The sequence below is a fragment of the Streptomyces roseoviridis genome (genome assembly GCF_039535235.1).
Lineage (GTDB): Bacteria > Actinomycetota > Actinomycetes > Streptomycetales > Streptomycetaceae > Streptomyces > Streptomyces roseoviridis.
The window spans coordinates 4,700,620-4,722,534 of record NZ_BAAAWU010000001.1; the positions used below are offsets into that span (position 1 = coordinate 4,700,620).

A 21,915-nucleotide genomic window follows, 5' to 3' on the forward strand; every position below is an offset into this window, starting at 1 on the left:
GGCCCGTACGCCGGAGCGCGCCGCGCACCGCCGCGGCCGCCCGTACGCCGGGCGCGCGGTACGCCGGCCTTGCCGTCCCCGGCCCCGGGCCGTGCGCCGGCGGGTCGCCGGGCGCGCCGGCCTTGCCGTCCCCGGCCCCGGGCCGGAGCCCGAACCTCGCCGCCGGGCGGGAACGCAGGTCCGGGTCCTTGCCCGGAGCCGTTACGCTGGACGCGTGGCAGTCGTCGATGTATCCGAAGAGCTGAAGTCCCTCTCCTCGACCATGGGGTCGATCGAGGCCGTCCTGGACCTCGACAAGATGAGGGCAGACATCGCCGTGCTCGAAGAGCAGGCCGCGGCCCCGTCCCTGTGGGACGACCCGGAGGCGGCGCAGAAGATCACGAGCAAGCTTTCGCACCTGCAGGCCGAGGTGCGCAAGGCCGAGGCCCTGCGGAGCCGGATCGACGACCTCGCGGTCCTCTTCGAGCTGGCCGAGGAGATGGACGACCCGGACACCCGGGCCGAGGCCGAGACCGAGCTCACGTCCGTCCGTAAGGCCCTCGACGAGATGGAGGTCCGCACCCTCCTGTCCGGCGAGTACGACGAGCGCGAGGCGCTGGTCAACATCCGCGCCGAGGCGGGCGGCGTCGACGCCTCCGACTTCGCCGAGCGCCTCCAGCGCATGTACCTGCGCTGGGCCGAGCGCCACGGCTACTCGACCGAGGTCTACGAGACCTCGTACGCGGAGGAGGCCGGCATCAAGTCGACCACCTTCGTGGTCAAGGCCCCCTACGCCTACGGCACCCTCTCCGTCGAGCAGGGCACCCACCGCCTGGTGCGCATCTCGCCCTTCGACAACCAGGGCCGCCGCCAGACCTCCTTCGCCGGCGTCGAGATCCTCCCGGTCGTCGAGCAGTCCGACCACGTCGACATCGACGAGTCGGACCTGCGCATCGACGTCTACCGCGCGTCCGGCCCCGGCGGCCAGGGCGTCAACACCACCGACTCGGCCGTGCGCATCACGCACATCCCGACCGGCATCGTCGTCTCCTGCCAGAACGAGCGCTCCCAGATCCAGAACAAGGCGAGCGCCATGAACGTCCTCCAGGCCAAGCTCCTCGAGCGCCAGCGCCAGGAGGAGCGCGCCAAGATGGACGCGCTCAAGGGCGACGGCGGCAGCTCCTGGGGCAACCAGATGCGCTCGTACGTCCTCCACCCGTACCAGATGGTCAAGGACCTCCGTACGGAGTTCGAGGTCGGCAACCCGCAGGCCGTCCTGGACGGCGAGATCGACGGCTTCCTGGAGGCGGGCATCCGCTGGCGCAAGCAGCAGGAGCAGGCGCAGTAACCGCCGCCCTCCGCACGCGTACACCGGGCCCCGCTCACCGCACGAGGTGAGCGGGGCCCGGTGTACGAGACGCCGGTGCTCGACGAGATCCGTTGCACGGCTCGAGGAACGGTCACGCCATGAGAGGCGACGCCTGGGGCCGGGTTCGCTCGAGTCAGACGTGGTGCGGCTGACGGGATCGCGACGTGGGATTCGCGGCCGCAAGCGACGGACGGGCAGCTCTGACGCTTTGTCGACATGGGAACTGGCGCGGAGAGGGCGGGAGTTCCGGGTTTACGTCACAGTTGCATCCCCGCATGGCGGGCAGACAGTGATCTTTCGGGCATCGCACGCGCAACGACCTTGACGCACCCTCGGAAACTCGAAAGGGTGGCCCGCGGCATGCGTATTTCTGGGGCGCGTGTGAACGGGGGCAGGTCCAGTGCGTGTGTGACGGCCCCCGGTGTCCGGAGCCCCGAGCGCGGCTCTACAGACGATTTCAGCTACTGGGGGTAGCAGCCAGATGACCAAGAAGACGCGGGTCCGCGTCGCGCGGATAGCAGCCGGTGCCGTGATCGCGGCCGGCGCGTCGCTCACCGTTGCCGGTGCCGCCCAGGCCGTGAACGGCATCGAGGCCGAGGTCACGGTGACCAACGAGGGCCTGGACGCCGGCCTCGGCATCGGGAACACGGAGGGCAACACGTCCGTCGGCACCACCGACGGCGCCTCGACCGGTACGTCCGCCGGCACCTCGACGGGCACGTCGACCGGTACGTCCACGGGCACCTCGACCGGTACCTCGACGGGCACGTCCACCGGCACGACCGACGGCAGCACGTCGACGGGCACCTCGACGGGTACGTCCACCGGTACCTCGACGGGCACGTCCGACGGCAGCACGTCGACGGGCACCTCGACCGGTACGTCCACGGGTACCTCGACGGGTACGTCCACGGGTACCTCGACCGGTACGTCCACGGGTACCTCGACGGGTACGTCCACCGGTACCTCGACGGGTACGTCCACCGGTACCTCGACGGGCACCTCGACCGGTACGTCCACGGGTACCTCGACGGGTACGTCCACGGGCACGTCCACCGGCACCTCGACGGGTACGTCCACCGGCACCTCGGCGGGCACCTCGACCGGTACGTCCACGGGCACGTCCACCGGCACCTCGACCGGCACCTCCGCCGGCAACGGCAACAACGGTGGCAACGGCAACAACGGCGGCAACGGCAACAACGGCGGGTCCGGCGACAACGGCGGCCAGGGCGGCAACGGCGGCAACGGTGGTTCCTCCACCGACGGCGGCGCCGGCACCTGCACCGTCGACCTCGACGGCGCCGAGTGCGTCGACAACAACCCCGGCACCAACAACGCCGGCTCGCAGCCCGTCGAGCAGGGCAAGGCCAAGGAGGAGCTGGCCGAGACCGGCGCCGCCGAGACCTCGTTCCTGATCATCGGTGCCGCCACCATGATCGCCGGTGGCATCGGCTTCCGCTTCCTGCCGCGCCTCGTGGGCGGCGGCCGCGCCGCCGTCTGAGCCCCGGCGTGAAGCCATAAGGGTCACGGACGGCCGGTGACGGCACACAGAAGGGCCGGAGGCGCTCCCGAGCGCCTCCGGCCCTTCTCCGTACTCCCAGGGGCCCCTATGCGCCCCGCACCGCCGCCAGCAGGGCCATCGTCGCCACGAGGGCGATCACCAGCGTCAGCAGCATCGCCGGGGTCAGGCCCGACGGCTGGGGCAGTCGCTCGCGGTTCGCGCGGCAGACGGGGCAACGGCCCTCCGCGACGGGGGCCGCGCAGTTGGCGCACACCAATCGGTCATAGGTCATGCGCTCTCCTCCTCCCGCACAGGGGTCTCAGCAGAAGAACGCTCCGGGTGACCCGTGCGTTCCCCCTCCCACTGTGCCAGCTCCGGAGCTTTTCGGCGCGCCCCGTGGGACCGCGAGCGCAAGGACGAAAAGGATAAAGCACACAAGCCCGGACCGCGACTGCGCGGGCCATCCCCGTTCGCGTATGGTCACGCACACCTACTCCCGGCCGACCGTGGTGCATCCGTGATCCGATTCGACAACGTCTCCAAGTCCTATCCGAAGCAGAACCGCCCCGCGCTCCGGGACGTCTCCCTGGAGATCGAGAAGGGGGAGTTCGTCTTCCTCGTCGGTTCCTCCGGCTCCGGAAAGTCCACCTTCCTGCGGCTGATCCTGCGCGAGGAGCGCGCCAGCCACGGACAGGTGCACGTCCTGGGCAAGGACCTGGCCCGGCTCTCCAACTGGAAGGTGCCGCACATGCGCCGCCAGCTCGGGACGGTCTTCCAGGACTTCCGCCTCCTGCCCAACAAGACCGTCGCCGAGAACGTGGCCTTCGCCCAGGAGGTCATCGGCAAGCCGCGCGGCGAGATCCGCAAGGCCGTGCCCCAGGTGCTCGACCTGGTCGGCCTCGGCGGCAAGGAGGACCGCATGCCGGGCGAGCTGTCCGGCGGTGAGCAGCAGCGCGTCGCCATCGCCCGCGCCTTCGTCAACCGCCCGATGCTGCTGATCGCCGACGAGCCCACCGGCAACCTCGACCCGCAGACCTCCGTCGGCATCATGAAGCTGCTCGACCGCATCAACAGGACAGGGACCACCGTCGTCATGGCGACCCACGACCAGAACATCGTCGACCAGATGCGCAAGCGCGTCATCGAGCTCGAAAAGGGCCGCCTTGTCCGTGACCAGGCGCGCGGCGTCTACGGCTACCAGCACTGACGGGCGGGGGGACATCACATGCGCGCTCAGTTCGTGCTCTCGGAGATCGGGGTCGGTCTCCGGCGCAACCTCACGATGACCTTCGCCGTCATCGTGTCCGTGGCCCTCTCGCTCGCCCTGTTCGGCGGCGCCCTGCTCATGCGCGAGCAGGTCAGCACGATGAAGGACTACTGGTACGACAAGGTCAACGTCTCCATCTTCCTCTGCAACAAGAGCGACGGGGCCACCTCGGCCAAGTGCGCCAAGGGCGCGGTCACCGCGCAGCAGAAGGAGCAGATCGAGGCCGACCTGAAGAAGATGGACATCGTCGAGACGGTCCACCACGAGACTGCCGACGAGGCGTACAAGCACTACAAGGAGCAGTACGGGGACACGGCCATCGCCTCGGTCGTGACGCCGGATCAGATGCAGGAGTCCTTCCGCGTGAAGCTGAAGGACCCGGAGAAGTACAAGGTGGTCGCGACCGCCTTCGCGGGCCGGGACGGCGTGGAGTCGGTCCAGGACCAGCGCAACATCCTGCAGAACCTCTTCGACCTGATGAACGGCATGAACATCGCCGCCCTCGGCGTCATGGGCCTCATGCTGGTCATCGCGCTGATGCTGATCGTCAACACGGTGCGCGTCTCGGCCTTCAGCCGCCGCCGCGAGACCGGCATCATGCGGCTCGTCGGCGCGACCAACTTCTACATCCAGATGCCGTTCATCATGGAGGCCGCCTTCGCCGGCCTCCTGGGCGGCGCCGTCGCCTGTGTGATGCTCCTCGTCGGCCGGTACTTCCTCATCGACCACGGCATCGCGCTCGCCGACAAGATGCAGCTGGTCAACTTCATCGGCTGGGACGCCGTCTTCGCCAAGCTGCCCCTCGTCATCGCGATCGGGCTGCTGATGCCGGCGCTGGCGGCCTTCGTCGCCCTGCGCAAGTACCTCAAGGTGTGACGGTTCCCTCACGTCGCGTGCACGGCGTCGTCCGGCCAACGGCCGTACGGCGCCGTTCGCTTGTCCTAGAGTGGGCGCCATGCGTGCCGGTGCCGGCCCCGAGTTCTGTCGACGGCCCCGCGGACTCCTCCGTGGGGCCGCCCTGACGTTGGTCTTCGCGGGAGTGCTCGGTACGGCCGCGGCGACCGGATCCCTGCCCCGCCGCGAGCAGGCGTACGAACCGGCGTCCGCCCCCGTGTCGGCCGACCGGGCCGGTGCGGACCGGGACACCGTCGACCGGGCTGCGCTCGCCCGGGCCGCCGCCGAGGCGATGGCCGACGGGAAGTCGGGCACCGAGGCCGCCGAGGAGTTCGTCAGCCGCAGCGGCGACCGCTGGGGCGTGGTGTACGACAAGCGGGAGTACGCCGAGTTCGAGCAGGCCCTCGACGGCACGTACACCGGCGTCGGGCTCTCCGCCCGCAAGGCCGGACCGGACCGGGTGGAGATCAGCCGGGTGCAGGCCGGCGGGCCCGCCGCACGGGCGGGTCTCCGGCCGGGCGACCGGCTCATCACCCTCGACGGACGCCCGGTCGGCGACCGCTCCGTCTCCGAGGTCGTCTCGCTGCTGCGCGGCGGCGCCCCCGGCTCCACCGTCGTCCTGGGCGTCCGACGCGGCAGGACCGCCTGGACCGAGACCCTGCGCAGGGAGCGGCTCGCGACCGATCCCGTCACCGTCCGCCGGCTCGACGACGGCGCCGTCCTGATCCGGGTGTCCGCCTTCACCAAGGGCACCGGGGAGCGGGTGCGCGCCGCGGTGCGCGCCGCACCGGCCGGCGCCGGGGTCCTGCTCGACCTGCGCGGGAACTCCGGGGGACTGCTCGCCGAGGCCGCGACCGCCGCCTCCGCCTTCCTCGACGGCGGGCTCGTCGCCACGTACGACGTGGACGGCGAGCAGCGCGCGGTGTACGCGGAGGGCGGCGGCGACACCGGGCGCCCCCTGGTGGCGCTGGTCGACGGCGGCACCATGAGCGCGGCCGAGCTGCTGACCGGCGCGCTCAAGGACCGGGGGCGGGCGGTCACGGTGGGTTCGCGCACCTTCGGCAAGGGCGCGGTGCAGATGCCGAGCACGCTGCCGGACGGTTCCGTGGCCGAGCTGACCGTCGGGCACTACCGGACGCCCGCCGGGCACGCGGTCGACGGCCGCGGCATCGTCCCGGACCTCGTGGTCCGCGACGCGGGCGGCGACCGGGCCGAGAAGCGGGCCCGCACGGTATTGAGTGGCCTCGGAGGGGGCTCGTAGTGCGAAAATGACCGCACTATGGCAAAGGGACTCGTCAACGTGCAGGGCAAGCCTGCGAAGAAGAAGAGCCAGGACAAGGGGCCGGAGCGCAAGCTCATCGCGCAGAACAAGAAGGCGCGGCACGACTACCACATCCTCGACACCTACGAGTGCGGCCTGGTGCTGATGGGCACCGAGGTGAAGTCGCTGCGGATGGGCCGGGCGTCGCTCGTCGACGGCTTCGTGCAGATCGACGGCGGGGAGGCGTGGCTGCACAACATCCACGTCCCGGAGTACTCCCAGGGCAGCTGGACCAACCACTCGGCGAAGCGGAAGCGCAAGCTGCTGCTGCACCGCGCGGAGATCGACAAGCTGGGGCAGAAGGCCGGCGAGACGGGTCACACGATCGTGCCCCTCGCGCTGTACTTCCTGGGCGGCCGGGTGAAGTGCGAGATCGCGCTCGCCAAGGGCAAGAAGGAGTACGACAAGCGGCAGACGCTGCGGGAGAAGCAGGACACGCGCGAGGCGAGCCGGGCCATCGCGGCGGCGCGCCGCCGGGAGCGGGCGGCCAAGCTCGCCGCGGGCGGCTGACGCCGGGGAATACGCTGGCACGGGTGGCCGTTGGTCACGTACGATGGGCCACGCACCTCACCGAGGGTGCGTGCTTTGAAAAATCAACATGGGGATGATCGGTTTCGACAGCGGATGTCGAAGCAGGGGAAGCGTGTCGAGGAAGCGGCAATGATCTCGTTAACCACGCGCCGAAACCAATAATCGCCAACACCAAGCGCGATTCCTTCGCCCTCGCTGCCTAAGTAGCGACTTGCGAAGTGTCAGCCCGGGACTGTTCCCGACCCGGATCCTGGCATCATGCAGGGAACTAAACCTTGATCCCGGTCACGGGGTGAAGAGGGAAATCAAACAGTGACTGAGCCCGTTCCGGACTTGTCTGGGTGATCCGGAGGGCCGAGAAACTCGTACCAGACTGCACACGGAGAAGCCCTGGTTCCGCACCGTTGGACGCGGGTTCGATTCCCGCCATCTCCACCATTGCGGTCGCGCTCCTGCGAGCAGGACCGCAAGGTCATCCCATCGACGGACGGCGCCTTCCCCAGCGGGAGGCGCCGTTTGTCGTGTGGGGTGGCAGGCTCTGCCGCATGATCGATGAATTCGCGAAGGACACCCTGCACGGGCGACTGCGACGGGATCGCGAGGCGCTGCTCTGGAAACTCGACGGATTGTCCGAATACGATGCCCGCCGGCCTTTGACACCGACCGGGACCAACCTCCTCGGCCTGGTCAAGCACTTGGCCACCGTCGAGGCCAGGTACTTCGGCGAGGTCTTCGACCGGCCTTCGCCGGAACCGCTGCCCCGGTGGCAGGACGCCGACGGCAGCGATCTGTGGGCGACCGGGGACGAGACCCGCGCTCAGATCATCGGGTTCTACCGGCGCTCGTGGGAACACTCGGACGCGACGATCGACGAGCTTCGCCTCGACGCCCCCGGCCGCGTGCCGTGGTGGCCGGAGCCTCATGCCGACACGAACCTGTTCGCCGTCATGGTCCATGTCCTCGGCGAGTCCATCCGGCATGCCGGGCACGCCGACATCCTGCGCGAGGGCCTCGACGGCCGGACCGGGTTGCGCGCCGAACACGAGAAGCCGATCGACGAGGAAGCCCGTGCGGCCCAGCGGGCGAAGATCGAGGAGGCCGCCAGGTCGGCCGCGCCGATCAGGGCTTAGGGCTCTCGCCCGCATCCGAAGGCAGGGCCTGGAGATCACTCCGGCTCCTCGGCTACCGCCCGGTTCCCGCTCGGTGGCCGTGCCGCGCGCGGGCGCCCACCCGGGCCGCCAGGCACAGCGTCAGCGCCAGGGCCGCCGTCGGCGGGATCAGATAGCCGTACGTGGTCGAGGGGGCGTGCTCCGCGAGCCAGCCGCCGGTGGCCGAGCCGGTCGCGATGCCGCCGAGCAGGGCGGTGACCGCGAGGGTCATGCCCTCGTTGAGCTGGGCCGCCGGGGTCAGGCGCTGGACCAGGGACATGCCCGTGACCATCGTCGGGGCGATCGCCATGCCCGCCGCCAGCAGGGCGCCCGCGAGGACGAGCAGGGAGCCCGTGAGGGCGGCGAGCAGCGGCAGGGCCATCAGGGCGGTCATCGCGGCGAGGCAGTTCGCGAGCCGGGCCGAGCGGCGGGCGCGGCCGTAGACCAGGCCGGCCGCACAGGACCCGGCGGCCTGGAGGGCGAGGACGGGGCCGGCGGCGGGCCCGTCCACGTACGCGAGGGTGACCACCTCCATCGCGCCGAAGATCGCGCCGGTGGCGAGGAACACCGCGAGGAGCGCCGGCATGCCGGGGGCGCGCAGCGGGGACCCGGCGGTGGTGCGCGGGGCGACCGGCGGCTCGGTGGCGCGCTGCGCCGCGAACAGCATCACTCCGGTCAGGAAGAGGACGGCGGCGACCAGGGTGCCGGCCTCGGGGAACAGCGCCGAGCAGAGGAACGCGGCGAGCACCGGGCCGAGCATGAAGCACAGCTCGTCGGCGGCCTGTTCGAAGGCGTTGGCGGTGTGCAGGGCGTTCGGGTCGTCCTTCAGGAGGTGGGCCCAGCGGGCCCGGGACATGCCGCCGGTGTTGGGCGCGGTGGCGCTCAGCACGGCCGTGGCGGCCAGCACCCAGGCCGGGGCGTGGCTGTACGCGGCAAGGAGCAGGAGCAGCTGGCCGAGGACGGCCCAGACGGTGGCGGGCACGGCGATGCGGGCCTGGCCGTGGCGGTCGACGAGCCGGGCGATCCAGGGCGCGGTGAGTGCCCCGGCGACCAGGCCGGCCGCGCTGACGGCCCCGGCGAGGGCGTAGGAGCCGTACCCCTCGGCGATCATGACGACCGTGCTGACGCCGAACATGCCCATGGGCAGCCGGGCGATGAGATTGCCGGCGGTGAAGGCACGGGCCCCGGGGAGGGTGAAGAGGCGGAGGTAGGGGTTCGCGGGCGGGCGGGGCGCCCGTTCGCGGTAGCGGGGGGCCAGGGCGGGGCCGGTGGGGGTCAGCGTCAGGTCGGGGCGGGGCATGGATCAAGGTTCGATTGGCATGACCCTGCCGGTCCAACACCTATTCGGTGGCGATTCACGCACCTGGGTTGTTGAATGCGGCGGTGAGCACCCCGAGCACCCCGAGCCGCCCCGCCCCCTCGTACGGACAGCGCACCGACCTCGACCCCCGCCTCCTGCGCGCCTTCGTCGCCGTGGCCGAGGAGCTGCACTTCACCCGCGCCGCCGGCCGGCTCTACGTCGCCCAGCAGGCCCTCAGCCGGGACGTCCGGCGGCTCGAACGGGAGCTGGGCGCCGAGCTGTTCGTCCGGACCACCCGCCAGGTCGCCCTCACCCCGGACGGCGAACGCCTCCTCCCCTACGCCCACAAGGTCCTCGCCGCCCACGACGAGCTCGCCGACGCCTTCCGCGGCGCGCCCCGTCCCCTCCTCGTCGACCTCAACAGCGCCGGGCTCGGCCACGAGCGGGTGCTCCACCGCGCCCGCGAACTCGCCCCGGACCTGGAACTGATGGCCCGCTACGAGAGCGGGCTGACCGGCGCCGTGCGCGAGATCCTCGCCGGCCGGCTCGACGCCTCCTTCGGCCGGTACGGCGGGCTCGCGCCCGAGCTGCGGGCGCGCCTGGAGACGCGGTTCGTGCGGTACGAGCCGATGGCCGTGCTGCTGCCGGAGGACGATCCGCTGGCCGAGCTGCCCGCCGTCCCGCTCGACGCGCTCGCCGGCCGGGACGTCTACGCGGGCGCCGGCAACGACCGCACGCCCGAGTGGACCGACCTCGCCACCCGGCTGTTCGCCGGCCGGGGCATCCGTGTCGCACCGCCCGCGCCGCTCGCCGTCGGCAAGGAGGAGTTCCGCCGGATCATGGAGAAGGCCCGCACCCCGGTGCTCGCCGTCGTCGACTTCCCGCCCATGCCGGGCAGCGCACTGCGGCCCCTGGTCGACCCCGTACCGCTGTCGCCCGTGAGCCTGGTGTGGCGCAGGGGACTGCGCCACCCGGGCCTCGACGCCCTGTGCCGCGCCGTCGGCGAGCTCGGTGTCCGCGAGGGCTGGCACGTCCGGCCGGCCGGCTCCTGGTTGCCGGAAAGCGAGCCGGGCCTGCCCGGCACCCCGTAGGGTCGTCCCGGGACTGCCCCGGGCTCCACCGGCCGTCCTGCAGACGCACGGCCCGGGGGCGCTCACACCAGCGCCGCGCTCCGGGTGAGAGCAAGGTTCCGCACCCGTCACCTCAGAGCATCGCCCTGAAACGCGGCCTTCCTAGCGTCGGCTGCACAGGGACCCGAGCACTGGGGCAAGGGGACCGACAGCGTGGAGGTGTGAGATGGGCGGCCGGTGGATCGAACGCTGGGAGCCGGAGGACGAGACCTTCTGGCGTGAACAGGGGGAGCGGATCGCGCGCCGGAACCTGTGGTTCTCGGTGCTGGCGGAGCACATCGGCTTCTCGATCTGGACCCTGTGGTCCGTCATGGTCCTCTTCATGGGGCCCCAGTACGGCGTCGACCCGGCGGGCAAGTTCTTCCTCATCGCCACGGCCACCCTCGTCGGCGCCTTCATCCGCATCCCGTACACCTTCGCGGTCGCCCGCTTCGGCGGCCGCAACTGGACCATCCTCAGCGCCCTGCTGCTCCTGCTGCCGACGGGCCTCGCCTTCGCGGTGATGGAGCCGGGCACCTCGTACGGCACCTTCGTGCTCGTCGCCGCCCTCACCGGTGTCGGCGGCGGCAACTTCGCCTCCTCCATGACCAACATCAACGCCTTCTTCCCGCTGCGGAAGAAGGGCTGGGCGCTCGGCCTGAACGCGGGCGGCGGCAACATCGGCGTCCCCGTCGTCCAGCTCGTCGGCCTTCTCGTCATCGGCACCGCCGGAGCCATGCACCCGAGGATCGTCCTCGGCGTCTACCTGCCGCTGATCGTCGTCGCCGCCGTGTGCGCCGCGCTGTTCATGGACAACCTGGTCCCCGTCAGGAACGACACCGGCGCCGTCAAGGAGGCCGTCAAGGCCCGCCACACCTGGATCATGGCCTTCCTCTACATCGGCACCTTCGGCTCCTTCATCGGCTACAGCTTCGCCTTCGGCCTGGTGCTCCAGACCCAGTTCGGGCGCACCCCGCTCCAGGCCGCCTCGCTCACCTTCATCGGCCCGCTGCTCGGCTCGCTCGTCCGGCCGGTCGGCGGCGCGCTGGCCGACCGGCACGGCGGCGCCCGCATCACCCTGGCCACCTTCGCCGCCATGGCCCTCGCCGCCGGAGTCGTCCTCTACGCCTCGGTCGTGGAGTCCCTCGCCGTCTTCCTGGTCGGCTTCATCGGCCTCTTCGTCCTCAGCGGCCTCGGCAACGGCTCCACGTACAAGATGATCCCGGCGATCTTCCTCACCCAGGGGCACCGCAAGGGCCTCGCGGGCGAGGAGGCCGAGGCGTACGGGCGGCGCCTGTCCGGAGCCTCGATGGGGCTCATCGGCGCGGTCGGCGCGCTCGGCGGCCTCGGCATCAACCTCGCCTTCCGGCAGTCCTTCCTCACGGTCGGCTCCGGCACCGCCGCCTTCGTGGCCTTCCTCGCCTTCTACGCCGCGTGCATGGTGGTCACCTGGGCGGTATACCTTCGCCGTCCCTCCGCCGTGGCCCCCGTCCCCGACACCGCCGCCGACGCGGAACCGCGGCGCGCCCCCGCCGAGGTATGAGTCACAGTGGGCCCCCACGGCCGTAACGACCAGGAAATACGCGCGAACCGAGACCGACACGCGGCCCCGGCAGTCTCGGCCGACAGGGACGAGCACGACAGGGGCGAGCACGACATGGGCGAACGGCACGACATGGACGAGCGCCACACGGGCGGGCACGAGACGGGCGGAAACGAGACCGGTGCCACCGAGAGCGGCACCCTCGAGACGGAGACAGGCGGGCACGAGAGCGGCGCCCCCGAGACGGAGACGGGCGGGCACGAGAGCGGCGCCCCCGAGACGGAGACGGGCGGGCACGAGAGCGGCGGGCGGGGCGCCGACCCGCGCGAGACCGGTGGGCGTCAGGGCGGTGCGCGCGGACCGGGCGGGCAGGGAGACGAGGGGCCGCTGGCGGGATTCACCGTCGGGGTCACGGCGGCCCGGCGCGCCGACGAGCTGATCGCGCTGCTGCGCCGCCGGGGCGCGGGCGTCGTCCACGGCCCCGCGCTGCGGATCGTGCCGCTCGCCGACGACACCGAACTGCTCGCCGCGACCAAGGACCTCATCGACCACGCCCCGGACGTCGTCGTCGCCACCACGGCGATCGGCTTCCGCGGCTGGGTCGAGGCCGCCGACGGCTGGGGCTTCGGCGAACAGCTCGTCGACCGGCTGCGCGGGGTCGAACTGCTCGCCCGCGGCCCCAAGGTGAAGGGCGCGGTCAGGGCGGCCGGGCTCACCGAGACCTGGTCGCCGTCCTCCGAGTCGATGGCCGAGGTCCTCGACCGGCTCCTCGACGAGGGCGTCGCAGGGCGGCGCATCGCCCTCCAGCTGCACGGCGAGCCGCTGCCCGGTTTCGTGGAGGCGCTCTGCGCGGCCGGCGCGGAGGTCGTGCCCGTCCCCGTCTACCGCTGGATGCCGCCCGAGGACACCGGCCCGCTCGACCGGCTGCTCGACGCGACCGTGGGCCGCGCCCTGGACGCGGTGACCTTCACCAGCGCGCCGGCCGCCGCCTCCCTCCTCGACCGGGCGCGTGACCGAGGGCTCCTCGACGAACTCCTCGCCGCCCTGCGGCACGACGTGCTCGCGGTGTGCGTCGGCCCCGTGACGGCGCTTCCCCTGCAGGCCCTCGCCGTCGACACCCACCAGCCCGAGCGCTTCCGGCTCGGCCCCCTCGTCCAGCTCCTGTGCCAGGAGCTGCCCGCCCGGGCCCGGGTGCTGCCGGTCGCCGGGCACCGCATCGAGATCCGCGGCCACGCGGTCCTCGTCGACGGCACCCTGCGCCCGGTGCCGCCGGCCGGCATGGCCCTGCTCGGCCTGCTCGCCCGCCGCCCCGGCTGGGTCGTCGGCCGGGGCGAACTCCTGCGCGCCCTCCCGGGCGCGGGCCGCGACGAGCACGCCGTCGAGACGGCGATGGCCCGCCTGCGCACGGCCCTGGGCGCACCGAAGCTGATCCAGACGGTGGTCAAACGGGGCTACCGACTGGCTCTCGACCCCGCGGCGGACACGAAGTACGGGGCGGGGGAGGAGGGCTAGAGGTCCTGGACACGTCCGGGGCGCGGAGAGCCCGTACCGGCAGCCCGGTTACCGTACGCGGATGACCAAGATCGCCGACCGTGTCCGGATCCGGCCGGGCACCCCCGCCGACGCCGCCGCCCTCGCCGACGCACTGCTGCGCAACCGGACGTACCTGGGGCCCTGGGAACCCCGCTGGGGCGAGACCTACTACACGGCCGAGGGGCAGGCGGCCCGGCTCGCTGACGGGCGCCCGCGGTGGTTCGCCGTGGTCGACGGGACGCCCGGAACCGGCGCGACGGACGGAACCGGCGCGACGGACGGAACCGGTGCGACGGACGGAACCGGTGCGACGGACGGAACCGGTGCGACGGACGGGGGCGACCGGGCAGGCGGCGCCGTCGGGGCGGGGGAGGGAGCGGACGGTGGAGCGGCGCGCGAGGTGATCGTCGGGTCCGTGACGCTCTCCGGGATCGCGCTGGGCCCCTTCCGCAGCGCCGCGCTCGGTTACTGGGTCGCCGAGGACCACGCCGGCCGCGGCCTCGCCACGGCCCTGGTCGAGGAGGCGTGCCGGGCCGCCCGCGAGGAACTCGGCCTGCACCGGATCGAGGCCGGCACCCTGCCGCACAACCACGCCTCCCAGCGGGTCCTCGCCAAGTGCGGCTTCGAACGGATCGGCACCGCGCCCCGCTACCTCCACATCGACGGCGACTGGCGCGACCACCACCTCTTCCAGCGCGTCCTGCACGACGACCCGCCACCGGCCTTCTAGCCGCCGGTGTCTCCCGGGCCCGCCGCCCGCAGCATCGGCACCCTCGGGTGCGACTTACGGGGGCCCGGCCGGAAGAGCATGATGATCAGGCGGGCTCCGGGGGCCGTGAGCGGCTGGGCGGCGCAGATGCTGACGTGGCCCGGGCCGTGCAGGGCGTGGTGCAGGGGACGTTCGTCGCCGTCCGGGTGGATGTGGGCGCCGCACGCCTCCCACATCGGGCCGAGGGCCGGGTCCGCGCGCACCTCCCGCTCGATCCGGCGCAGGGTCGCGTCCTCCGGGCGCGCGGCGAGCGCGGCGCGCAGCTGCGGCAGGACCAGCGGGGCCCAGACGGTGTCCCAGTCGACGAGGCTGGTCCCGCGGGCCTCCCTGTCGAGGAGCATCCAGCGCAAGGTGTTCGCGGGGACGCGGCGCCCCGGGTGCATGTCGGCGAAGTGCCGGTTGTGGGCGAGCAGGTTCCAGGACGCGTCGGTCAGGTACGCCATGTGGCCGATGCCGTCGACGGCCTCCTGCCACACCCGGGGACCTCCAGGCCGGAGGAGGGGTTGAGCGGTCCCGGCGGGTCGCCGATCCCCGCGTACCGGCAGAGCATCACCCACTCCTGCTCGTTGAGCCCGAAGAGGCGGCCGACCTGCCGCAGGTAGTCGGCGGGCGGGTTCGGGTAGCGGCCGGTCTCCAGGCGGTTGTACGTGTCGATCGCGCGGCAGGTCAGCTCGTCGACCTGCTGCTGCGACAGACCGCGGGCGCGCCGGCCGCGGCCGGTGGGCCGGGAGAGTCCGTGGGCCTCGGGGGCGATCAGTTCGCGGCGTTCCTTCAGGAGGGCCCGTAGCGCCGTCTTGTTCACCGCACCCCCCATATGTCCGTACGCGAATTCCTAGGAAAAACGGTCCGTAGATAATAAACAGTTCAACATTCATGCTGTGGGTGCCCCTCGCTGACCTGCGAGGACGCCATGACGACCGGACGGCACCCCCCGAGCAGTCCGGTCCCGCCGGCCCGGGCGGCTCCCCCGTACGCCCGGGCCGGCCCCCCGTCCGCGGACGCGGCACATCGCCCCTCGCGCCGTCACCGTCCCGGCCCGCCACGGCCCCGGCCCCTCGCCGGCCGCTCACCGGCCCGTCACCGGTCCCGCTACGCCACCCCGCTGACACGGCACCAGGACTGACACGGCGCCCCCTGGTGGCGTAGCCTCGAAGGCTGCCCAGTGCACGTCAGAAGGGGGCCAGGTGGCCGCGCAGGAAGCCGTCGACACGGTCAGAGACCGCGAGATCGGTGTCGAACAGGAACATCTGGATCGGGTCTACCGCCGCCTCGAGGAGAAGATCCACGAGGCCGAGTTCCTGATGAACGACGCCGCCCAGCGGGGCCAGGTCGGCACGCCCGGCGCCCTCGCCGAGCGCGACGCCCAGGTCTTCCGTGCCGGCATCCATCTCAACCGGCTCAACAACGAGTTCGAGGACTTCCTCTTCGGCCGGATCGACCTCCTGTACGGCAAGGACGGCAAGAAGGGCCCCGACGGCGCCTACACCTCCGTCGAACCCGCCGAGGACGCCGTACGGACCGAGGACGGCCGGCAGTACGCCGAGATCGGCGAGACCCTGCACATCGGCCGCATCGGCGTCCTCGACGCCGACTACTCCCCGCTGGTCATCGACTGGCGGGCGCCCGCCGCCGCCCCGTTCTACCGCTCCACCCCCGTCGACCCCGGCCGGGTGGTGCGCCGCCGCGTCATCCGCTCCAAGGGCCGCAAGGTCCTCGGCGTCGAGGACGACCTGATGCGCCCCGAGCTGGAGGCCACCCTCGACGGCCGCGAGCTCCCCGTCATCGGCGACGGCGCCCTCATGGCCGCGCTCGGCCAGGCCCGCAGCCACACCATGCGGGACATCGTGGCCTCCATCCAGGCCGAACAGGACCTGGTCATCCGCGCCCCCGCCGCCTCCGTCACCTACGTCGAGGGCGGCCCCGGCACCGGCAAGACCGCCGTCGCCCTGCACCGCGCCGCCTATCTGCTCTACCAGGACCGGCGCCGTTACGCCGGCGGCATCCTCATCGTCTCGCCGACCCCGCTGCTGGTGTCGTACACCGAGGGCGTGCTGCCCTCGCTCGGCGAGGAGGGCCAGGTCGCCATCCGGGCGCTCGGCTCGCTGGTCGACGGGGTCGAGGCCGACGCGTACGACGAGCCCGCCGTCGCCCGGGTCAAGGGCTCCTCCCGGATGGTCGCCGTGCTGCGCAAGGCCGCCCGCGGCGCCCTGGAGACCCCGGCTCCCCGGGCCCAGCTCGCCTTCGACGAGGACGACGAGGCACCCGGGGCCCCGGCCGGCACCCCGGCCCTGCTGCGCGTCGTCGCCTTCGGCCGCCGCCTGGAGCTCGGCGCCGACGAGCTCAAGCGCATCCGCCACAACGTCCTGGGCGGCACCGCGCCCGTCAACCTGCTGCGCCCCCGCGCCCGCCGGCTGCTGCTCGACGCGCTGTACGCCAAGTCCGGCGCGGCCGGCCGGCACAGCGACCCCGAGCTCGCCGCCGAACTGCGCTCCTCCTTCGACGAGGACGTGTCCACCGAGGACTCCTTCCTCGCCTTCCTCGACGCCTGGTGGCCCGAGCTCACCCCGCGCCGGGTCCTCGACGCCATGGCGGACGAGAAGCGGCTCGGCCGCTGGGCCCGCCGGATCCTCAACCCCGGCGAGGTCCGCCGGCTCGCCCGCTCGCTGCGCCGCCCCGGGCTGTCCGTGCACGACGTGGCCCTGCTCGACGAGCTCCACACCCTGCTGGGCACCCCGGCGCGGCCCCGCAAGAAGCGGGAGTACGACCCGCTGGACCAGCTCACGGGCCTGGAGGAGCTCATGCCCGTACGGGAGGAGACCCAGCGGGAGCGCGCCGAGCGGCTGGCGGCCGAGCGCACCGAGTACGCGCACGTCATCGTCGACGAGGCCCAGGACCTCACGCCCATGCAGTGGCGGATGGTCGGCCGGCGCGGCCGGCACGCCACCTGGACGGTGGTCGGCGACCCCGCCCAGTCCTCCTGGTCCGACCCGGACGAGGCGGCCGCCGCCCGCGACGAGGCCCTCGGCACCCGGCCGCGCCGCCGCTTCGAGCTCACCGTGAACTACCGCAACCCGGCCGAGATCGCCGAGCTCGCCGCCAAGGTCCTCGCCCTCGCCATGCCCGGCAAGGAATCGCCGAAGGCGGTGCGCTCCACCGGCGTCGAGCCCCGGTTCGTGGCCGTGGGGGACAAGGGCGAGCTGGCCGGAACCGTACGGTCGGAGGCCGAGCGGCTCCTGGAGCGGGTGGACGGCACGGTCGGCGTGGTGGTCGCCATGAACCGGCGGGCGGAGGCCGCCCGCTGGCTCGCCGGCCTCGGCGACCGGGTGGTGGCGCTCGGCTCGCTGGAGGCCAAGGGCCTGGAGTACGACGCCACGGTGGTCGTCTCGCCCGCGGAGATCGCGGACGAGTCGCCGGCCGGCCTGCGGGTGCTCTACGTGGCGCTGACCCGGTCCACCCAGGCGCTGACGGTGGTCTCCGGGGACCGGGACCTGCCCGACGCGGACGGCGTGCCGGACCTGCTGCGCGACTGAGGCGGGGCGCGGGCGGGCGGGCGCGGCGGACGGGGCCCGGAGAGAGCAGGGCGCGGCGGACGGGGCTCGGCGGGCCGGGCTCGGCGGTACGGGCTCGGGAGCGGGCCGGGCGCGCAGGTGAGGCTCGGCGGGCCGGGCTCGGGGCGGGCCGACCGGGGGGATTTCACGTCAACCCGCGCTGCGGGAATCGCTTCCCGGGGTGGTTTGTTAGCCTTGTCGTGACACCGGCTCGATCCAAGCCCCCGGGCCCAACCTTCGTCCCTCAGAGGGACCACTTGCCGCGAGGCGAGCATGGCGGGCCGGTGTCGCCCACGTGGAGAGGTCCTCGTCACCTTCGGGTGACGGGGGCCTCTTCTGTTTCCCGGCCTTCTCTCGTATGGTGGAAACTACTTTCCGAAAACGAAAAGACCGTATTACCTGCTACCGGCAGGTAGGTGCGACCATCGGAGGGCGCCGCCGGGCAACCAGCCGGCCGGCGTAGCAACGAAGCTAGGGAAAGCAGAGGAACACGGCCATGGCAACGGCGCCCAGCGTCTCGTACTCGATGACGGTCCGGCTCGAGGTGCCCGCGAGCGGCACCGCGGTCTCGCAGCTCACCACGGCCGTCGAGTCCCACGGCGGTTCCGTCACCGGCCTCGACGTCACCGCTTCCGGTCACGAGAAGCTCCGCATCGACGTCACCGTCGCCGCGACCTCCACCGCGCACGCCGAGGAGATCGTCGAGCAGCTGCGCGGCATCGAGGGCGTCGTGCTCGGCAAGGTCTCCGACCGTACGTTCCTGATGCACCTCGGCGGCAAGATCGAGATGGCGTCGAAGCATCCCATCCGCAACCGTGACGACCTCTCCATGGTCTACACCCCGGGCGTGGCCCGCGTGTGCATGGCGATCGCCGAGAACCCCGAGGACGCCCGCCGCCTCACCATCAAGCGCAACTCCGTCGCGGTCGTGACGGACGGCTCCGCCGTCCTCGGCCTCGGCAACATCGGCCCCAAGGCCGCCCTGCCCGTGATGGAGGGCAAGGCGGCCCTCTTCAAGCGCTTCGCCGGCATCGACGCCTGGCCGATCTGCCTGGACACCCAGGACACCGACGCCATCGTCGAGATCGTCAAGGCCATCGCCCCCGGCTTCGCGGGCATCAACCTGGAGGACATCTCCGCGCCCCGCTGCTTCGAGATCGAGGCCCGGCTGCGCGAGGCCCTCGACATCCCCGTCTTCCACGACGACCAGCACGGCACCGCCATCGTCGTGCTCGCCTCCCTGACCAACGCCCTGCGCGTGGTCGGCAAGGGCATCGGCGACGTACGGGTCGTCATGTCCGGCGCGGGCGCCGCCGGTACGGCCATCCTGAAGCTGCTGATCGCGGCCGGCGTGAAGCACGCGGTCGTCGCCGACATCCACGGCGTCGTCCACGCGGGCCGCGAGGACCTGGTGGACGCCACGCCGGACTCGCCGCTGCGCTGGATCGCCGACAACACCAACCCCGAGGGCGTCACCGGCACCCTCAAGGAGGCCGTCGTCGGCGCCGACGTCTTCATCGGCGTCTCGGCCCCCAACGTGCTGGGCGGCGAGGACGTGGCCGCCATGGCGGACGGCGCCATCGTGTTCGCGCTCGCGAACCCGGACCCCGAGGTGGACCCGGCGATCGCCCGCCAGACCGCCGCCGTCGTCGCCACCGGCCGCTCGGACTTCCCCAACCAGATCAACAACGTGCTGGTGTTCCCGGGCGTCTTCCGCGGCCTGCTCGACGCCCAGTCCCGCACGGTGAACACGGAGATGATGCTGGCCGCCGCCAGCGCCCTCGCCGACGTCGTCACCGAGGACGAGCTCAACCCGAACTACATCATCCCGTCGGTCTTCAACGACAAGGTCGCGGGCGCGGTCGCGGGCGCGGTGCGCACCGCGGCGAAGGCGGCGGGCGCGGGCGCCTGAGCCCGTCGGCGGGCCCCGGTCCGCGCCGCCCCGGGGCTCGGGGGCCAGGGGCGGCGGCCCGCGCGCGTGTCGCGAGGTGCCGCACCCCAAACCCCCCTTTAGGGTGGTAGTTCGGCTCCGCTCGGTTCCTGCGGAGTCGACGCTACGTCACCACCGGTGGGCACTGGCGCTTTTCGTGTGACCCCAGGGGGTGCCGGATTGGCGTTCCCGCCGCTGGTGGGGGCAGGATGCGGTCTGGGCGCGAGGGTCTGTCACCAGACCCGGGTCCGGGGACTGTCCGAGGGCCCTGGCAGCATCGGCTTCGCAGTGCCCATCATGCGGCTCCGCCGCGTGGCCCGCCTCACAGGCAACCCGCCTCACAGGCAAGAAGAAACACGGGAGTAACGAAATGAACCGCAGTGAGCTGGTGGCCGCCCTGGCCGACCGCGCCGAGGTGACCCGCAAGGACGCCGACGCCGTGCTGGCCGCGCTCGCCGAGACCGTCGGCGAGGTCGTCGCCAAGGGTGACGAGAAGGTCACCATCCCCGGCTTCCTGACCTTCGAGCGCACCCACCGTGCCGCTCGCACCGCTCGTAACCCGCAGACCGGCGACCCGATCGACATCCCGGCCGGTTACAGCGTGAAGGTCTCCGCGGGCTCGAAGCTCAAGGAAGCCGCCAAGGGCAAGTAAGCAGCCTGTAGGCAGCGCGCGCCGCGAGGCCGTCCAGGCGGCCTGAGGCAAGCGGAAAGGGCGGCCACCCTGTCAGGGGGTGGCCGCCCTCTCGTTCGCCCGCCAGAGGCGGGCGCAGACGCCTTAGACGAGCGCGCTGCCCGGAAGCTCGACCTTCGCGCCGAGCTCCACGAGCTTCTCCATGAAGTTCTCGTAGCCGCGGTTGATCAGGTCGATGCCGTGCACCCGGCTGGTGCCCTGCGCCGCGAGGGCCGCGATCAGGTACGAGAAGCCGCCGCGCAGGTCCGGGATGACCAGGTCCGCGCCCTGGAGCCGGGTCGGGCCGCTGACGACCGCCGAGTGCAGGAAGTTGCGCTGGCCGAAGCGGCAGTCCGAGCCGCCAAGGCACTCGCGGTACAGCTGGATGTGCGCACCCATCTGGTTCAGCGCGGAGGTGAAGCCGAGCCGCGACTCGTACACCGTCTCGTGGACGATGGACAGGCCCGAGGCCTGGGTGAGCGCCACCACCAGCGGCTGCTGCCAGTCGGTCTGGAAGCCGGGGTGCACGTCCGTCTCCAGGGCGATGGCGTTGAGCGAACCGCCCGGGTGCCAGAAGCGGATGCCCTCGTCGTCGATCTCGAAGGCGCCGCCGACCTTCCGGTACGTGTTGAGGAAGGTCATCATCGAGCGCTGCTGCGCGCCGCGCACGTAGATGTCGCCCTCGGTGGCGAGCGCCGCCGACGCCCAGGAGGCCGCCTCCAGGCGGTCGGACAGGGCGTGGTGGTTGTAGCCGCCGAGCTTGTCGACACCGGTGATCCGGATGGTCCGGTCGGTGTCCATGGCGATGATCGCGCCCATCTTCTGCAGCACGCAGATGAGGTCCTCGATCTCGGGCTCCACGGCGGCGTTGGACAGCTCGGTGACGCCCTCCGCCAGGACGGCGGTGAGCAGCACCTGCTCGGTCGCGCCGACGGAGGGGTACGGCAGGCGGATCTTGGTGCCGCGCAGGCGCTGCGGCGCCTCCAGGTACTGCCCGTCCGCCCGCTTCTCGATCGTCGCGCCGAACTTGCGCAGCACGTCGAAGTGGAAGTCGATCGGCCGGCCGCCGATGTCACAGCCGCCCAGGCCCGGGATGAAGGCGTGGCCGAGGCGGTGCAGCAGCGGGCCGCAGAAGAGGATCGGGATGCGGGAGGAGCCGGCGTGGGCGTCGATGTCGGCCACGTTGGCGGACTCGACGTGGGTCGGATCCATGATCAGCTCGCCCGGCTCCTCGCCGGGACGGACCGTCACACCGTGCAGCTGGAGCAGTCCGCGGACCACGCGGACGTCACGGATGTCGGGCACGTTGCGCAGTCGGCTCGGCTCACTGCCGAGCAGGGCGGCGACCATCGCCTTGGGCACGAGGTTCTTCGCGCCGCGGACGCGGATCTCGCCCTCCAGCGGGGTGCCGCCGTGGACAAGCAGGACATCGTCTGTGCCGGTCATGGATCTCGCGTTCCGGGTCGTCGGTCGGGTGGCCAGAGAAAAGGGTAAGGGGCG

General features: G+C 72.3%; 19 protein-coding genes and 1 other RNA gene. 15 read left to right on the forward strand and 5 right to left on the reverse strand.

Annotated elements, in window-relative coordinates:
- Window positions 1-214 precede the first annotated feature (214 nt).
- On the forward strand, window positions 215-1,327 hold the full coding sequence (gene prfB / locus ABD954_RS21285) for a peptide chain release factor 2 (RefSeq protein ID WP_345487856.1): 1,113 nt from the start codon (window positions 215-217) through the stop codon (window positions 1,325-1,327).
- 502 nt (window positions 1,328-1,829) lie between these two features.
- The gene (locus ABD954_RS21290) at window positions 1,830-2,852 is read left to right on the forward strand and encodes a hypothetical protein (protein WP_345487858.1); all 1,023 of its coding nucleotides are present in this window, start codon (window positions 1,830-1,832) and stop codon (window positions 2,850-2,852) included.
- A gap of 106 nt (window positions 2,853-2,958) precedes the next feature.
- On the opposite strand, the gene ABD954_RS21295 is transcribed toward ABD954_RS21290, so the two are convergent.
- Window positions 2,959-3,144, reverse strand: a complete 186-nt coding sequence (locus tag ABD954_RS21295) for a hypothetical protein (RefSeq protein ID WP_345487860.1) — start codon at window positions 3,142-3,144, stop codon at window positions 2,959-2,961.
- 225 nt (window positions 3,145-3,369) lie between these two features.
- Here ABD954_RS21295 and ftsE point away from each other — a divergent pair, with 225 nt between their 5' ends.
- The 6 genes from ftsE to ABD954_RS21325 all read left to right on the forward strand — a co-directional run bounded on the left by ftsE (window position 3,370) and on the right by ABD954_RS21325 (window position 7,995).
- A complete protein-coding gene (ftsE, locus tag ABD954_RS21300; RefSeq protein ID WP_345487862.1) occupies window positions 3,370-4,059 on the forward strand; it encodes a cell division ATP-binding protein FtsE in 690 nt (229 codons plus the stop codon).
- Between the two features lie 18 nt (window positions 4,060-4,077).
- Complete coding sequence (gene ftsX, locus ABD954_RS21305) at window positions 4,078-4,995, forward strand: permease-like cell division protein FtsX (protein ID WP_345487864.1); 918 nt, start codon at window positions 4,078-4,080, stop codon at window positions 4,993-4,995.
- Window positions 4,996-5,074: 79 nt separating this feature from the next.
- Entirely contained in the window at window positions 5,075-6,274 is a 1,200-nt protein-coding gene (locus ABD954_RS21310; protein WP_345487866.1) for a S41 family peptidase, read from the forward strand.
- A gap of 18 nt (window positions 6,275-6,292) precedes the next feature.
- Entirely contained in the window at window positions 6,293-6,844 is a 552-nt protein-coding gene (gene smpB / locus ABD954_RS21315) for an SsrA-binding protein SmpB (protein WP_345487868.1), read from the forward strand.
- 90 nt (window positions 6,845-6,934) lie between these two features.
- Window positions 6,935-7,303: a transfer-messenger RNA gene (gene ssrA, locus ABD954_RS21320) on the forward strand.
- 107 nt (window positions 7,304-7,410) lie between these two features.
- Window positions 7,411-7,995, forward strand: coding sequence for a DinB family protein (locus ABD954_RS21325; protein ID WP_345492363.1), 585 nt, complete (start codon window positions 7,411-7,413; stop codon window positions 7,993-7,995).
- 52 nt (window positions 7,996-8,047) lie between these two features.
- On the opposite strand, the gene ABD954_RS21330 is transcribed toward ABD954_RS21325, so the two are convergent.
- Window positions 8,048-9,313: an MFS transporter gene (locus tag ABD954_RS21330; RefSeq protein ID WP_345487870.1), complete on the reverse strand. Its 1,266-nt coding sequence runs from the start codon at window positions 9,311-9,313 to the stop codon at window positions 8,048-8,050.
- An 83-nt stretch (window positions 9,314-9,396) separates the two neighbouring features.
- Between ABD954_RS21330 and ABD954_RS21335 the strand changes: the two genes are divergently transcribed.
- The 4 genes from ABD954_RS21335 (at window position 9,397) to ABD954_RS21350 (ending at window position 14,228) form a co-directional block, all read left to right on the forward strand.
- On the forward strand, window positions 9,397-10,404 hold the full coding sequence (locus ABD954_RS21335; protein ID WP_345487872.1) for a LysR family transcriptional regulator: 1,008 nt from the start codon (window positions 9,397-9,399) through the stop codon (window positions 10,402-10,404).
- Window positions 10,405-10,609: 205 nt separating this feature from the next.
- On the forward strand, window positions 10,610-11,965 hold the full coding sequence (locus tag ABD954_RS21340; protein WP_345487874.1) for a nitrate/nitrite transporter: 1,356 nt from the start codon (window positions 10,610-10,612) through the stop codon (window positions 11,963-11,965).
- Between the two features lie 114 nt (window positions 11,966-12,079).
- Window positions 12,080-13,477 carry a uroporphyrinogen-III synthase gene (locus ABD954_RS21345; protein ID WP_345487876.1) on the forward strand — a complete coding sequence of 466 codons (1,398 nt, stop codon included), beginning with the start codon at window positions 12,080-12,082 and terminating at the stop codon, window positions 13,475-13,477.
- 61 nt (window positions 13,478-13,538) lie between these two features.
- Window positions 13,539-14,228, forward strand: coding sequence for a GNAT family N-acetyltransferase (locus tag ABD954_RS21350; RefSeq protein WP_345487878.1), 690 nt, complete (start codon window positions 13,539-13,541; stop codon window positions 14,226-14,228).
- Here ABD954_RS21350 and ABD954_RS21355 read toward each other — a convergent pair.
- On the reverse strand, window positions 14,225-14,743 hold the full coding sequence (locus ABD954_RS21355; protein WP_345487880.1) for an MmyB family transcriptional regulator: 519 nt from the start codon (window positions 14,741-14,743) through the stop codon (window positions 14,225-14,227). The two genes, ABD954_RS21350 and ABD954_RS21355, sit on opposite strands and share 4 nt — an antisense overlap.
- Window positions 14,698-15,069: a helix-turn-helix domain-containing protein gene (locus tag ABD954_RS21360; protein WP_345487882.1), complete on the reverse strand. Its 372-nt coding sequence runs from the start codon at window positions 15,067-15,069 to the stop codon at window positions 14,698-14,700. Before ABD954_RS21360 ends, ABD954_RS21355 begins: the two co-directional genes overlap by 46 nt.
- Before the next feature lie 382 nt (window positions 15,070-15,451).
- On the opposite strand from ABD954_RS21360, the gene ABD954_RS21365 reads away from it, so the two are divergent.
- The 3 genes from ABD954_RS21365 (at window position 15,452) to ABD954_RS21375 (ending at window position 20,397) form a co-directional block, all read left to right on the forward strand.
- Window positions 15,452-17,797, forward strand: coding sequence for a HelD family protein (locus ABD954_RS21365; RefSeq protein ID WP_345487884.1), 2,346 nt, complete (start codon window positions 15,452-15,454; stop codon window positions 17,795-17,797).
- Window positions 17,798-18,311: 514 nt separating this feature from the next.
- Window positions 18,312-19,727, forward strand: coding sequence for an NAD-dependent malic enzyme (locus ABD954_RS21370; RefSeq protein ID WP_345487886.1), 1,416 nt, complete (start codon window positions 18,312-18,314; stop codon window positions 19,725-19,727).
- A 388-nt stretch (window positions 19,728-20,115) separates the two neighbouring features.
- On the forward strand, window positions 20,116-20,397 hold the full coding sequence (locus ABD954_RS21375) for an HU family DNA-binding protein (RefSeq protein ID WP_015033921.1): 282 nt from the start codon (window positions 20,116-20,118) through the stop codon (window positions 20,395-20,397).
- A 123-nt stretch (window positions 20,398-20,520) separates the two neighbouring features.
- Here ABD954_RS21375 and murA read toward each other — a convergent pair whose 3' ends face one another.
- The gene (gene murA, locus ABD954_RS21380; RefSeq protein WP_345487888.1) at window positions 20,521-21,861 is read right to left on the reverse strand and encodes a UDP-N-acetylglucosamine 1-carboxyvinyltransferase; all 1,341 of its coding nucleotides are present in this window, start codon (window positions 21,859-21,861) and stop codon (window positions 20,521-20,523) included.
- Window positions 21,862-21,915: the final 54 nt, after the last annotated feature.